Consider the following 14,819-nt stretch of genomic DNA (forward strand, 5'->3'; position numbering starts at 1 on the left):
TTGTGGGCACGCAATTCCTCGCCGAGCAGCCGCACCAGTTCGCCGCGCTTCGGGCCGGGCACCAGCCGCCAGGACTGGAATGCCTTGTGCGCGGCATCGATGGTCTTGGCCGCATCGGCGGGCGAAATGGTCTTCAGCGCCGCAATCTGCTCACCGGTCACCGGGCTGCGCACGATCAGGTCGCCGCCGACAAGCGTGTCCTTGGCCACACCCAGTTTCGCCAGAAGCTCGGCCGTTTCCTTGGCCACATCCAACGACTTAACTGCAATATTCATATGAGGAGCTCCTGTTTCCTGATTATCCAAAAGACACCGAGCCGAGATTGCCTGGCGACGTCAGTCGCTTCAGGCCAGCGGCAAGGTCCTTGTTCTTTTGCTGGGTGTAGCGATCGTAATAGGCCTGGTTCTTGCGGCCAATGCCGTGTTCGGCGCTGAAGCTGCCGCCGAACCGGTCGACAGCCGCCGAATAGACCCAGTCGCGCAGCCGCTGCTCGAAAACGGCATCGGCCGGGCTGGTCTTGCCCGCCACCAGATTGAAATGCACACCGCCATCGCCGATATGGCCGAAGTCGAAAATATCAACGCCGGAAAATTGCCGAGGCAATTCAACCCTCATCCAGTCGCGGAACGCCATCACGTCGGCCCTGCGAAACGACAGGTCGAAAGCCACCAGCCGGCCCGCGTGCGTGACGCCCTCCGACAGAGCGTGGCGCAGCGCCCACATTTCGTGAGCTGGGCCGACAAAGGCGTCGGCCAGCGGTGCGCCGTCCTCTTCCCAGATGTCGGCCAGCACCGTTTCGAGGACGCCATCCAGCGGCTGCTCGTCCGCGCGCGGCGCCCAGCTTCGTGAGATTTCGGCGAGGATAACATAGTCGGGGACAGCGCCGTTGTGGAACGGATTGCGCAGCGACGGCACATGGTCGAACGCGGCGCCGATCGCATTCCTCGACATGCCTTCGAATGCCGACAGATAGGAACCGAGCCGTTCCTCCATCACGCGCAGCAGGGGCATAACGGCGGCGCCGGCTCGCGGTACCAGGTAGGCGGTCGAGACCTGCCGTGGCAGGCGCTCCAGGTTGAGCACGCATTCGGTGACAATACCGAAAGCGCCGGAGGTTCCGACGAAAAGCTGTTTCCAGTCGACGCCGGTGTTGTTCTTGCGCAGCCCCGACATCAGATCGACGATCGTGCCTGCCTCATCCGCCAAGACCACCTTCAAGCCAAGCGTGTTCTTGCGCACATCGCCATAGCGGAGGAAGCGCGAGCCGCCGGTGTTGGTCGCCAGCATGCCGCCGATGCACGGATCGGCACCAAGGTCGATCGGAAAGAACAGTCCACTGCGGGCAAGTCGCCCATTGATGTCCGACAGCCTCGTGCCGGCATCGACATGCAGCGAGCGGTTGTCGGCGTCCAATTCGAAAAGTCGCGTCATCCGATCGAGACTGAGCACGATTTGCGCGCCGCTGGCGTCCGGCGTCGAGCCGCAGACCAGGCCGGTATTGCCTGACTGCGGAACGAAGGGAATGCCCTCTCGAACGCAGTAGCCAACGCAAGCCGACACCTCGGCCGTGGTTTGCGGACGCAACACGAGCGCTGCACGGCCCTGGTCATACCGGGCACCGCTCTCATAGCCGGCCATGCCGGCAGAATCCTCGACAACACCTTTGTCGCCGAGGATTTCGACCAACGCCGCCTTGTGCCGCTCGCCGATCATGCCGACCGCCTACTCCGCTGCCTGCAGGTTGCGCAACAAATGCCGGCAATGCTCGATCGACGCCTGCTCGATAGCGGCGTAATGCTCGAATTCGTCGAGCACGGCAGCGCCGAGAGCAGCTTCGAAGCGACGTTGATTGGGGCTGGCGACGAAGTCATCAGTCGCCTCATCGCCCAGGTTGGACTGGAAGATGCCAGCTGCGCTGACGGGAAGAAAATCCTCGTAGACGATCGGGTCGAAATCGACAAAACCTTCCGCCACCAGCTGAGCGACGTCCTTTTCACCGACCCCGCCGGCTTCGCGCCCTCGCTCTGTCAATGAATAGCTGAAGTAGCCAAGGCCAGCGGCGCGAATGCCATCCCATGTGTCGGGAAACCGCTGGAACGTCTGCGTCAACGCCTCGACATAGGCAGCGGCATTCGATCCGTCGGCTGCTGGCCTGACAACCTCGCGCGTGGTCTCCAAAAGGCGGTCGTAGAGCGCCCTGCCCTTCGGCGTCAGCGCAATGCCGCGCTGTTCGATCTCGCCGAAGCGGGCCGTGTGCGAGCCAGCGGTCCAGGCGCCGGTATCGGATTTGAACGAGACCGGTTCGTCCAGCGCCTTGAACGATGTCTGCCGAAGCAGGATAGGGCATTGGCGCGTGGGAGGACCTTCGACGACCGCCTTGGGCTCGATGCCACGCCCCGGCATGCCGGCCTGCACCGCGTCAATGTCGAGCGTGCGCGGTGTCAGATGGTTGATGTGGGGACCTTTGAAGGAAACCACATCGGCAACCAGCCGATGCTGTCGATGCAGCCTCTCATACATGCCGATGCTGACACAGGCCTGATCGTGCCAGCGGAACGTCTCAAGTACTTCGGCTACAAACCGCCCGGCATCCTGCCGAAGCAAGCCGCCTTGCCTTTCGGCCTTTTCGATCAGTTCCACGGCGCCATCGGTAAAAATCTTGCGGGCGGCCAAGATAGCTTCCGCTTCAGCCCGCAAAACGCTGTCGCCAATCAAGTCGATCCTGAGCAAGGAGGTGAAGACGCGGAACGGATTGCGGCTGAGCGGATAGGCGCCCACCGGGCGAAAAGCCGTCGCATTGACAGGCACGCCGGCAACGCTGAGGTCGTAGTAGCCGACTGGATGCATGCCCATCACCGCGAAGACGCGCCGCATCATGGAAAGTTCAGCCGGTGTCCCCAACCGGATCGCGCCATGCCGCTCCTGCGAAATGCGCTCAAGCGAATCCGTCTCCTCCAGCCGCCGGCGCAGCGCCGGCATGGCACCCAGCACTTCGGCATTCACCTCGGCGACCAGCTCCATCAGCGTGCCGTAGGCTGGAACCTCGTCCCGATACATGGCCGACATGGCCGCCGAGAAGGCGGAACGAAGGTCGTCGGATGAAACGAAAACAGCGTTTTGCACGGTGCGGTCTCGCTTTCCAAAAAGTGGAGATCATTCCTGAAAATAGTGATACCGGATTTCTCAGGACTAAGATCACGATGATTTCGACTAAGTTGATGCGAGGTACGCATGATCTTGAGCAGAAAGCTGATACCCGACCTTATCGCGATACAGGCGTTCGAATGCGCGGCAAGACATGCAAGCTTCACGCGCGCCGGCCGGGAGCTCAACCTGACCCAGAGTGCGGTCAGCCGTCAGGTCAAGGAGTTGGAGAACCATCTCGGCACGCTGCTATTCGAGCGCATCCGCCAGCGCGTGGTGCTTTCAGAAGATGGCAGGCGCTTTCTGCCGGAAGCAAGAAGACTTCTGCAGCAATCCGAAGAGACAATGCTGCGGGCGATGTCGTCAGCCGATGCAAAATCGAGCCTGAGCATAGCCACCCTGCCAACATTCGGCAGTCGCTGGCTCAGTCCTCGGTTGCCTGATTTCTTGCGCCAGCACCCCGGCGTGATCCTCAATGTCGGCTCGCGGTCGGCGCCATTCGACTTCGAGGACGAGAGCTTCGAAATGGCGATCCACTACGGGCAGCCGGTCTGGGCGCGAGCGACCTGCACCTATCTCTGCAGTGAATCGATCCTGCCGGTGGCCGGTGGCGCGCTCCTGGAGTCCGGGGCCAGGTTGACGCCGGCCGATCTGCTCCACCAACCGCTGCTTCATCTGGCGACGCGTCCGCGGCTTTGGTCGCAATGGCTGGAATGGTCCGGACTGTCCGGCGAGTCCGTTTACAGGGGGCACCGCTTCGACCAGTTTTCAATGATCATCGAAGCCGCGGTCGCGGGGATGGGCTATGCACTACTTCCTCGCTACCTGATCGAGCAGGAGCTGCAATCCGGCGAGTTGCAGGTCGTTCTCGACCTGCCCATGGAAACGGAGAACAGTTACTACGTCGTGCTGCCGGAAGCGAAGACGCCCTCGGCGACGAGCCAGCATTTTGTCGCGTGGCTGATGAGCCAGATCGTGACAAGCAGCTGAAGCCTGGCAGGGCGCAAAATTGCGTGGCTTCTTCGCGAGCCCTGCTCCTGCGCCATCGCCGCGGCGATCATGAGTGCAGTCCTCTTTGTGCCCGCTACAGCAATGCCATCGGCAGGGACGCCTCTTTCCGACCGGCCTCACCGTTCAAACAGGAAACTGCGGTCGCCAGGAACCGGACGCCGGACGGACGGGTCGGCTCTCCCGCCGTTGCTATCGACGTCTGCAGTTTGACGCCGAGGCCCTCAACTGGACGGAAAACCAATTTGGCATGGGTGCTGCCGGCGAGCGATTATGCGATTGGCGACGCCGTGATCGGGCAGCTCATCACGGCCTATGAGAAGGCGCTGGCGGTGCATCCCGATCAGGATCGGAGACACCGCATCGAACACTGCGGCTTTCCCACACCCGAACAGCATGAGCGGATGAAACGGGCCGGGCTCTATCCATGCCCACAGCAGGTGTTCATCCATGACTTCGGCGACGCCTACATATCCGTTCTTGGCGGCGAACGGGCACTTTCAAGCTATCCGCTTAAGACCTGGAAGGATCTCGGGTTCAAACCGGCCACCGGCAGCGATTCACCGGTTTGTCATCCCAATCCCTATCCGAACATCTATTCCATGCTGACACGCAAAACCGGCAAAGGAACGGTGATGGATGCGCGCGAGCGCGTCAGCACTGAAGAGGAGCTTCAGGTCTATACTGAATATGGCGCGTTTTCGCAGAAGCTTGAGAAGGTCAAGGGCAGGCTCATACCGGGTCAGGTTGACGACATCGCTGTTTCGAGCGCTCGGAAGGAAGATGTTCATTCGACCGTGGACAAGTTGGCGATGACCTGGAGCCGCTTGAGCAGTCGAAGGATGGCAGCGTCCGATAGACCGCGCAGATCGCTGTCGATATCGCGAGAGCGATCAACGAGCGTGAGGAAAAGCGCGATCAGATGAGGCGGCGGGCGAAGTTGCGGATCGTACGGTGAGAAAGGACCCCCGGAACGAATAAGGGAGGCGCCTTTGGTCGCATTCAGGCAGTTCGCGCGACCTGTGGGCAAACCCACGTTTTTACCAACAAAATCAATGGTTATGGTGGGCCCGGAGGGTCAGCGTTTTTTACAGAAAATCAATACGTTAGCGGATGGTTCGCCAGGCCGTTTCCTTCGTATTCTCTCGTATGGTCTGGCGAACCTAAGGATGATGACCGCGAGTAATTCAGGCTCGAGATATCGCCGATGTAGCCGCAGGTCGCCAGGAACTCCCTAGTAGTGAATGACCGAAATTGGGCCGAGAGTAGACCGGCAGCTTCGGGCTGGGAAAATGCAACAGCTGACATTCAGGTTTGGTGTGGCATCGTCGTGGTCTGACCAGAAGCCACCTCTCAGTAACCCCTTTCGCTGCCCGATAGCCGACGTTCGCGACAACCAGCGCTCGTAATCCCAAATGCATAGACCAGTTGCTATTCCTAGCCACAGGCGTGCAGCATAACGGATGAAAAACAGATCCTGTCTTGCTTCAGGACGCCCGCTCGGTTCCCGGCGCGGCATTAATCATCTCATGGCGCACTGAGGTGTAGTCCTCCAGCGCATAAATCGACATGTCCTTGCCGTATCCGGATTGCTTAACACCGCCGTGGGGCATTTCTGTCGCGAGCATGAAGTGAGCGTTGATCCAGGTACAGCCATACTGAAGCCGTGACTCGGCACTCATCGCTTTGGAGATGTCCCTCGTCCAAACCGAGGACGCCAGTCCGTAGTGACTGTCGTTGGCCCAATCCACGGCCTGTTCGTCGTCCGTGAAACGGGTAACTGAAACGACTGGCCCAAAGACCTCGCGCCGTACAATCTCGTCTTCCTGGGTCGCACCGGCAATGACGGTAGGCTGGTAGAAAAAACCCTCTTTCCCACCGCGGGCACCACCGGTGGTGATCTCGATGTGCTTTTGCTCGCCCGCACGCTCAACGAAACTTGCGACTCGGTCCCGTTGGCGCTCCGTTGCTGGTGTCGTCGGCCTGATTGTAACGGATGGTAGAAACCGCCGCAGTTAAATCTGTGACGAAGTTTTCATACGCCCCGTCCTGCACATAGATGCGACGCGGGGCCGTGCAGTCCTGTCCCGCGTTATAAAAGCCAAAAGTACGTATGCTTTGCACCACGGCCTCGAGATCTGCATCGTTGTAAACGATGACCGGCGCCTTCCCTCCAAGTTCCAGATGTGTCCGCTTGATCGTCGCGGCGGCTCGCAAAAGAGATTGGCAACTGTCTTCCCAGGTGCCTGGAACAAGTGGGGCAAGTCGGACGAAATGTAAGCCGCGCCATAGGATACCCAATCTGCCGCATCGCTCGTTCGGAACTGCACGCGATCAAACAGGCCCATGCTGACCTGAATGGCATGGTGGGCGTGACGCTCAATCGGGCCAACTGCCTGCCCGATCCAAATACTTCCGCCAGACCAGAAGATGATCCTTCCAATGCCCGAGATCTGCATGCGCCTACTATGCCACAAATCTCGAAGAGGCCGGAAATTTTGAAGTTGCTCCCGGTCGATATGGCACCAGAGGACGGTCGAGGATGTTCTGTGAAATTGCTGGACCCACCGCTCCGGTTGGCATGCCAGAGAATGATGGCAGCCGTGGCTAGATCGACGTTGCGGCCTGCAGGCGCGATTGGGAATCTACTCGGTAGTCGCCTACGACGAACTGCCGAGTTAAGCGATCGGAACGAAAATGATCCGTTGGCGTTCTATGCATCGTTGCTAATAACTATTCGCCAAAGGGAGGGTCGGCGTTGCAGTTAAGCGGGGGCAGCGAGAAGCTCACAGAGAGGTTGGACGAACTCAGCGCACTTTACGTGCTGACGGATCGACTATACCGGGCAAAGTCGAGCCACGAAGCTTTTGAAGCCGGCCTCGATGCCATTCGTGACGGTCTAGGCTGCCGTCGCGCTTCCATGTTGCTCTTCGATGAAGCAGGCGTGATGCGCTTCGCAGCCTGGCGCGGCTTATCCGAGAGCTACAGAAAGGCGCTGGAAGGGCACTCGCCCTGGGTTGTCGGCGAACGCAACCCCGAGGCTATTTTTGTTTCACACATTGCTGAAACGCATGAACCTGAGGCCGTCAAAGAGACGATTGCCAGCGAAGGCATCGTAGGCTTGGCGTTCATTCCCTTGACGGTCCAGGGTGAAGTGGTGGGGAAATTCATGACTTACTATGAACAAAGGCATGCTTTTGCGAGCCACGAGATCGATCTCGCTACGACAATTGCCAGACAAATTGGTTTTTATCTCGAGCGGACGCGAGCAGAACAGGCCCGAAGAGTTGCCGAAGATGAGTTGCGAGGATCAGAGCAACAGTTTCGTCTTATGTCGGAACACGCTCCGGTCATGATCTGGACCTGTGACGCCTTGGGCAAATGCACAAATCTGAACATCATGCTTCGGGAGTTCTGGGGCGTCGAGACCGAGGATGTCCCGACGTTCAATTGGCACCCAACCATTCATCCTGATGATGCCGCCGATATTGGTGCCCGAATGATGCAAGCATTGGCTACACAATCAGCCGTATCAGTTCAGGGTCGCTACAGAAATTGCAAGGGGGAGTACCGGGTTCTCCTCACAACTGCTCGTCCTCACTTCTCCCCAAGTGGGATATTTCGCGGGTTGATCGGGGTAAATGTCGACGTCACGGAACGTGACCGGGCAGAGATCGCGATGCGCCACAGTGAGGAGCGGTTTCGATCGGCTGTAGAGGCGGCTCCAAGTGGCATGGTGATGACAGACGAGGACGGGCGCATTGTCCTCGTCAATCTTCATGCAGAAGCTCTATTCGGCTATGGGCGGGAGGAGATGGTCGGGCAAGGTATCGAGATGCTGGTCCCCGATCGCTATCGTAGCTCGCACCCGGTTTTTCGCCGCGGGTATGGGAGTTTCCCGCAGGCGCGCCCAATGGGTGCTGGCAGGGATCTCTATGCCCGACGGAAAGATGGAAAAGAGGTGCCGGTTGAGATTGGGCTCAGCCCAATTCAGACGAGCGAAGGAATGATGGCGCTCGCCTCTGTGGTGGATATCAGCGAGCGACGACGGTCGGAGGCACAAAGAGAACTGCTGATGGCCGAGCTCAACCATCGTGTGAAGAACACTCTGGCGGTAGTTCAGGGCATTGCTCATCAGACATTCAGAGGAACGGAGGCCACTGATGCTCATGCCGCGTTCGAAGGCCGCCTCATGGCCCTTTCGGCGGCACACAACATCCTGACGCAGACCAGTTGGGAACATGCATCATTGAACCAACTTGTTTGCGACAGCCTTCAAATTCGCGGCGCGTTTTCCAACCGGGTTTCGACAACTGGACCTGCAATTCGATTGCAGCCCAACCAAGCTCTTTCCCTAGCGCTTGCCTTCCATGAATTGCTGACCAACGCAGTGAAGTACGGCGCCCTTTCAAACGAGGCCGGAAAGATTTCCGTGGAGTGGTTTCGTACCGAAAAACCCAAGCCGAGGCTCAAGCTGGTTTGGAGCGAACTCGGTGGCCCCATAGTTTCAACTCCGGCCCGGCGAGGCTTTGGCTCTCGCCTCCTTGAGCGCGGCTTGGCCGCAGATCTCGAGGCTGAGGTCGCGATGGATTTCCAACCTCAGGGCCTCGTCTGCGTTATCGATGCCCCCTTGGCAGAGGGGGGGCTTCCCCAATGACAGCACTGTCAGGCCGACGCGTTCTGATAGTAGAAGACGAATCCCTCATTGCCATGCTGGCCGAGGATTTTTTGATTGAGCTTGGGGTCACTGTTATCGGGCCCGCCACTACCATCGACGGCGCGATTGCGATGATCGAAACCCACGAAATCGACGCGGCTGTCTTGGATTTGAACATTCGTGGGGAGCGGAGCGACCGCGTTGCCGACGCACTACGGTTGCGAGGCATTCCGATTGTGTGCGCCACCGGATACGGAAATGGTGCGGCAGACTTCGCGAGAGGATCGACGATTATCGCCAAACCTTATTCCAAGGAGAAGTTAGACCATTCGTTGCGGCTCGCTCTCTCAGATGAGCCAGGCGGGACAGAACCCCTCAGCATGTAACTTGAGGATTTGCTATCCGGTCGAACCCGGAGCTGCTCGTGTGCGATGCAACGGTAGGCTATGGCCGACATGAGTCGAGATCTTAATCTGGCGCTAGGCACTCGTAAGGTCTGCTTTTGGACAACGCCGAAATGGGACTTAACGTCCTACATAAGGCGCTTTCCTGACGGGCAGCTATGGGGCCGACTTCAGACGGACGGCTTTTGGCTAGGTCGCTTAGAAAGCCGCCATCCAGACCGCGCCCTTCTCAAATATCCGATCTCATCCGACTCAATGACCGCAAAAGTTTCACAAGGGTTTTTGGAACCATGCGCTGCTACCGAGGCCTTGCCGCCCTGATGCACGCTTCCCTTGCAATTACGACAGCGGCACAGCGGATGCCAGGCACCGCCAACAGAAGCGCAGCTACCACAATCGCGCATAGGCGGGGATAGTGGTCATGGCAATGCCATCGCGGGCATATTAGGGCCAGCCGCGCTCAGAGTAGCCCGCACTGATGCGGCTGACCTGTTCCGCACTCATCCGCCAGTATGGCCGAGAAGACCTCGTGCCTGATCTGGTTCAGGCCATCATTGGGCGCCAGTACGGAAACAATGGGTGCGTTCGGGAACTCGCCGTCACCGGGGAACTTGCGATCATAGCAACTTGCCTTGACGGGTACACTAGGCTGGAGTTCAAGCGGCCCGTCGTAGGTGGCCGGAATGGATCCAGTGCCGACGGAAATTGTTCTCGACACCCAAGGTCGGATTTGCTCCCGACGAAGTGCCAGACGTCGAAAACCATCCAACCGCGCCTGCATCGATATGATCTTTCAGGCCATCGACAGGGTTGCATGAGGCGTTCGTTTAACCTCTCGTAACGTCGGCTCAATAGAAATTGGGAGCGCCGCCAACATGCTTGTAGACTTCCGCGACATTACCAGAGGTCACGGCTACCCCCGGCAGCACAATCCACGGCGGCACAGCATTGCCGCTGAGCCCGACAATCGCGGCCATGGCCGCGATCTCGCCCTGTTCGAAAGGGCGTTGCGCGGCAACTCCCTTGACGATCTTTCCTCCGAGAAGGGCCTCAGCGATCGCGCTACCGAGATCAACCGTGGTCATGACCGGGATCCGGGAGCGGCCAGAAAAAGCCGGTAGCGATGCAACTGCTGGCTCGTCCCAGACGACGAACATTCCGTCAAGATCGGGATTGGCATCGAGGTACGGGCCAACTGCGCTTCCGGCATTTGCCGGCACCTCGAATTTCAGCTGCGTCAGCGTGATGTCCGGGCGCTCGTGCCGCATCCACTTGCCGAAAGCGATCTCGCGCTGCGCCGTCGCGAAGAAGTCTTCATTGTAGGCGACCACGCAGACTGTGCCGTTACGCCGGATGTGTGGCGAAATCAGACTGGCGGCGATCTGGCCGAGGCCGAAATTGTCCGACGATATGACGCTTACATAGTCGGTCTCCTGAAGCAGGCCGGAGGGCGCGTTGTCGAGTAGGACGAGCTTGATCCCGGCAGCCGCCAGTTTGCGGAAAGCTGCGGCCACGGCCGTGCTTCCGACGGGGATGCTGATCACGGCATCGGGCTTCGATTGCACCAGCCGTTCGATCGCTGCGATCTGGGCGGCTGCGTCGTAGCCGCAATCGACGATGTCGACGACGATGGCGCCCGCCTGCTCCAAGCCTGCCTTGATGCCCGCGATCTGACGCTGGGCCCAGTCCGAAGCGGTCGTATGCAGCACGATCGCCACGCGGAAGGCTCTTTCCCTGGCGCGCTCCAGCATGTCGGCAGACAGGCGCAGCAATTCGGGAGATGCCGGCCGTTCGCCATGTGGCCCCAGGCCTGCCACCAGCGGACGCGCGATGGACGAAACCGGCAACACACATCCGGGTGGCATTGCCACATCAGTTCTCAGCATCCCGTTGCTCCTCCCGCCCGCCACCTCTGCGGGCAGCTGTATTGAATCAACCTACCGCAGGGGTTGGGGTTTGCAAGCGCCGCGGCTGATCGCGGCGACCGCGCGACAGCCAGTCGGGTGGGCTGCACGCTCAACTGCCTGTTGTCGCCGTCTTCTCGACAGCAGCCAGCAAGTTGGTGACTCCGGCGTGGGCTAGCGGCGTGCCCGATACGATCCATTCACCGAGGAACGCGGGGGCGAACAGTTCAGTCACGGCGACAGCTGCGGCGCCGACAAGTCCAGCCGACCGCCCCATGCGCGAATGGACAATACGGATATCGCGGCTGATGAGAGGCTGCGCGTGCCCGTATATTCCCTCGCGGATCGCAGCCAGGCAGATGTCTCCCGTCTGGGACAGTTCGCCGCCAAGAACGATCATCGACGGGTTGAGGATATTGGCCAGCGTCGCCAGGACGGTGCCGATCAGCCGTCCGGATTGCGCCAACAGATCGGCCGAGAACGGGTCGCCAAGGCGCGCCGCTGTGCCAATGTCGGCAGCCGTCACCGTCCCGGTAGCGGCGAGCGTTTCACCGAGAAGGCGACTTTGCCCCTGTTCTGCCGCTAGCAGGCCGGCCTGAGCAATGGCATCGCAGCCGGCGACGGTTTGCAGGCAGCCAACATTGCCGCAACCGCAAATGCGTTTGTGCGGCTCGCCGGCGTAAACATGCCCTATCTGTCCGGCTATGCCTTGCGCGCCACGATGCAGGCGGCCGTCGACGACGATGCCGGCGGTGATATCCGAGCCAAGGTCGACATAGAGCATGTCGCGCCCGGATTCCGCTGACAGGGCGCTTAGTTCCCCCATCGTCTCCATCTGCACGGCGCCCCGCACCCAGACTGGCGCTTGAAACCTCTGTATCAAACGCTCCAGAAGCTTCGCCTCGTCCCACGCAGGCATAGCGCCAAGCTTAGGGATCGCGAGGCTGTTCGAGTCCTTCTGCTCTACCGCGCCCGGCACTCCCAGACCAATCGCCCACAGCGGAGCACCATCCTTGCCGAGCGACCAGTTGAACAGCGCCTCGAGCCGATCGAACAGTGCCTGCGCTGGGGAAGCGGCGTCGAAATCCTCGTAGTGCTCAAGGATGAGCCGCCCGTCCAGATCGGCGAGACCAAGGCCGATGGTGTCGCCGTCGATGTTGGCGACCAGAATGCGCGCGGCCTCCGATCGGAACCGCACCAGACGCGGCGCGCGCCCGCCTATTGAGCGCCCGACACCGCCTTCGTCAACAAGGCCGAAGGCAGCAAGCGTCGACAGCCGGTCCGTGACCACGGCGCGGCCGAGCCGGGCCTCTCGTTCGAGGTCGAGACGCGTGCAAGGTTCACTGGAGCGCAGAATGTTAAGAAGCGAAACAAGACTCTGGCGTTCGGCTTCAAGGGCCCTCACGCGGTCGGCCGCCGCTGGAGAACCAGTCTCCCCGGATCGATCTGCATCCGCAACTGCGGTGCCTCCCAAACCAGTCCTTGCCACGGCCGATTGCTCCTTCTTGTCCACCATGGACGAGCGTTTTCGGAAGACGCAATGCCTATTTTGTCGCTGACACAGAAAACTTAATTGACTTTTGCATTTTATCAACTAAAGATACGTTTGCAAATACAAAAGCATTTGGGCCGTGTCGGGAGGAGACGCCATGACTGCTTGGAAGCTGGCCTATCACGCCAATTGCTGGGGTCCGCTTGGGGGCGACGCCGTTGGTGTGACCTCCATCAACCGTTTGGCCTACCGGACGTTCGGGGACATGGCAGAGGCCGCGCGCGATATTGCAGCAGCGGGCTATGATGGTATTGAGTTCTTCGACGGCAATGTCGTCGAAAACGAAGGCGACGATTACGCCGCCATGCGCAATATCCTCGCCGACACCGGCCTGTCGCTTGTCTCGATCTATGCCGGCGGCAACTTCATCTTCACGGACATCCTTGACGAAGAACTGGCGCGCGTCACCAAGGCGGCGGACGCAGCGCGGGCGCTCGGCGCCGAGCATTTGGTTGTTGGCGGCGGCGCGCGGCGCCACGACGGGACGCGCCAAAGCGACTACGATGCTTTGGCATCGGCGCTCGACAAGGTGATGGCAATCGCTGCGCAGCACGGCCTGAAAGCTCACTACCACCCCCACCTTTCCACCATCGTCGAGAACCCGGACGAGGTTCGGACGATCTTCGGCAAGACCGCGATCGGGTTCTGTCCGGATACCGCGCATCTGGCCGCTGCCGGAGGCGACGTGGCAGCTATGGTGCGCGAGCACGCGTCACGCATTTCCTACGTCCACCTCAAGGGATGGCAGCGCGACCCGTTCGCCTTCGTGCCGGTCGGCCGGGGCGATTGCGACAATGGCGCCGTGATCCGGGCCCTGAAGGACATCAGTTACACGGGTTGGATCTGCAACGAACTCGACGCCTGGGCCGATCCTGCCGCCGGAGCGCGGGAAAGCCACGCCTTTGTGCAAGCGGAACTGGCGAAAGTCTGAATTTGCCGACCGGCGTTGCCGCCGGGAGGCGTCTGTAACTGCAATAACGAAAACCAAACAATATCAGGGAGAAAACACCATGCGCATGAAAACCTTGCTTCGGTCGACGGCAATCTGTCTGACGCTCGGCCTGGGCCTCGCCTCGAACGCCGCCTATGCCATCGATCCTGCCCAGGCGCTGACTGAGATCGGCCAGCATGTGATGAGCCTCGGACCTAACGGCGAGAAGCCGGAAGCCGCCTCGAGCGTGAAGTTCACCGATGAGGAACTCGCCAAGATCAAGGACATGCACGCAAAGGCCGCCATTGTCATGCACTATGCCGGCAACGACTGGTCGCAGGCGCAAATCGAAGGCCTAAAGGCGCAGTTCGCTACCATGGGTATCGAAGTCGTCGCCGTTACCGACGCGGGCTTCAAGCCCGACAAGCAGGTGTCCGACCTCGAGACCGTAATGGCCCAGAAGCCCAATATCATCGTGTCGATTCCGACCGACCCGGTCGCGACCGCAGCGGCCTACAAAGCGGCGGCCGACGCAGGCGCCAAGCTCGTCTTCATGGACAACGTGCCGAAAGGCTTCGTAGCCGGCAAGGACTACGTCAGCTCCGTCTCGGCTGACAACTACGGCAACGGCGTCGCCACCGCGCACCTGCTGGCACAGGCTCTTGGCGGCAAGGGCGATGTCGGACTGATCTTCCATGCAGCCGATTTCTTCGTCACCAAACAGCGCTACGACGCCGTCAAGAAGACGCTGGCCGAGAACTATCCGGACATCCACGTCGTCGCCGAGCAAGGCATCGGCGGTCCCGACTTCTCAGGCGATGCCGAGAAGGCGGCAGGCGCCCTGCTCGTCGCCAATCCCAGCATCAAGGGTATCTGGGCAGTGTGGGATGTGCCCGCAGAAGGCGTCATCTCCGCCGCTCTCACCAATGGCCGGGACGACCTGGTAATTGTCAATTGCGACCTCGGCGAAAACGTCGCCATCAACATGGCGAGCGGCGGTCCGGTTAAGGGCCTGTCAGCGCAGCGGCCCTACGACCAGGGCGTGACCGAGGCAATGCTGGCCGGCTACGGTTTGCTTGGCAAGCAGGCGCCGGCCTATGTCGCGCTGCCGGCACTGCCGGTAACCAAGGCCAATCTCGCCGATGCCTGGCAGCAGGTCTACCACAAGCCGGTCACCGACAAGATCAAGCAAAGCATGCAGTAGGCTTCGCAGACAGGT

Annotated in this window: 10 protein-coding genes and 2 pseudogenes; 6 read left to right on the forward strand and 6 right to left on the reverse strand. The window is 60.3% G+C overall.

What is annotated here, in order from left to right; all coding sequences use genetic code 11:
* The 3 genes from AC1DPX_RS34545 to hglS form a co-directional block, all read right to left on the reverse strand.
* Positions 1-275 (reverse strand): aldehyde dehydrogenase family protein (locus AC1DPX_RS34545; RefSeq protein WP_477242451.1); only part of this gene is annotated, 275 nt, incomplete at its 3' end.
* 22 nt (positions 276-297) lie between these two features.
* Positions 298-1,713 (reverse strand): FAD-binding oxidoreductase, encoded by a 1,416-nt coding sequence (locus AC1DPX_RS34550; RefSeq protein WP_477242453.1) that lies wholly within the window; start codon positions 1,711-1,713, stop codon positions 298-300.
* Between the two features lie 9 nt (positions 1,714-1,722).
* On the reverse strand, positions 1,723-3,123 hold the full coding sequence (hglS, locus tag AC1DPX_RS34555) for a 2-oxoadipate dioxygenase/decarboxylase HglS (protein ID WP_477242455.1): 1,401 nt from the start codon (positions 3,121-3,123) through the stop codon (positions 1,723-1,725).
* A 108-nt stretch (positions 3,124-3,231) separates the two neighbouring features.
* On the opposite strand from hglS, the gene AC1DPX_RS34560 reads away from it, so the two are divergent.
* Positions 3,232-4,134, forward strand: a complete 903-nt coding sequence (locus AC1DPX_RS34560; RefSeq protein WP_477242457.1) for a LysR family transcriptional regulator — start codon at positions 3,232-3,234, stop codon at positions 4,132-4,134.
* Between the two features lie 290 nt (positions 4,135-4,424).
* Positions 4,425-5,078 (forward strand): annotated as a pseudogene (locus AC1DPX_RS34565) (amidohydrolase family protein); the annotation flags it as partial.
* A gap of 561 nt (positions 5,079-5,639) precedes the next feature.
* Here AC1DPX_RS34565 and AC1DPX_RS34570 read toward each other — a convergent pair.
* Positions 5,640-6,372 (reverse strand): annotated as a pseudogene (locus AC1DPX_RS34570) (aldehyde dehydrogenase family protein); the annotation flags it as partial.
* 577 nt (positions 6,373-6,949) lie between these two features.
* Here AC1DPX_RS34570 and AC1DPX_RS34575 point away from each other — a divergent pair.
* Together AC1DPX_RS34575 and AC1DPX_RS34580 are read left to right on the forward strand one after the other, a co-directional pair.
* Positions 6,950-8,809, forward strand: a complete 1,860-nt coding sequence (locus AC1DPX_RS34575) for a PAS domain S-box protein (protein WP_477242459.1) — start codon at positions 6,950-6,952, stop codon at positions 8,807-8,809.
* Positions 8,806-9,195, forward strand: coding sequence for a response regulator (locus tag AC1DPX_RS34580; protein WP_477242461.1), 390 nt, complete (start codon positions 8,806-8,808; stop codon positions 9,193-9,195). The genes AC1DPX_RS34575 and AC1DPX_RS34580 overlap by 4 nt, the downstream gene beginning before the upstream one ends.
* Before the next feature lie 866 nt (positions 9,196-10,061).
* Here AC1DPX_RS34580 and AC1DPX_RS34585 read toward each other — a convergent pair.
* Together AC1DPX_RS34585 and AC1DPX_RS34590 are read right to left on the reverse strand one after the other, a co-directional pair.
* Positions 10,062-10,931: a substrate-binding domain-containing protein gene (locus tag AC1DPX_RS34585; protein WP_202358451.1), complete on the reverse strand. Its 870-nt coding sequence runs from the start codon at positions 10,929-10,931 to the stop codon at positions 10,062-10,064.
* Between the two features lie 298 nt (positions 10,932-11,229).
* Positions 11,230-12,633 carry an ROK family transcriptional regulator gene (locus AC1DPX_RS34590; RefSeq protein WP_202358450.1) on the reverse strand — a complete coding sequence of 468 codons (1,404 nt, stop codon included), beginning with the start codon at positions 12,631-12,633 and terminating at the stop codon, positions 11,230-11,232.
* A gap of 133 nt (positions 12,634-12,766) precedes the next feature.
* Between AC1DPX_RS34590 and AC1DPX_RS34595 the strand changes: the two genes are divergently transcribed.
* Together AC1DPX_RS34595 and AC1DPX_RS34600 are read left to right on the forward strand one after the other, a co-directional pair.
* A complete protein-coding gene (locus AC1DPX_RS34595; protein ID WP_202358449.1) occupies positions 12,767-13,600 on the forward strand; it encodes a sugar phosphate isomerase/epimerase family protein in 834 nt (277 codons plus the stop codon).
* A gap of 79 nt (positions 13,601-13,679) precedes the next feature.
* On the forward strand, positions 13,680-14,804 hold the full coding sequence (locus AC1DPX_RS34600) for a substrate-binding domain-containing protein (RefSeq protein ID WP_477242463.1): 1,125 nt from the start codon (positions 13,680-13,682) through the stop codon (positions 14,802-14,804).
* The last annotated feature ends 15 nt before the right edge of the window (positions 14,805-14,819 follow it).

The sequence above is a fragment of the Mesorhizobium sp. 01N446 genome (genome assembly GCF_056399285.1).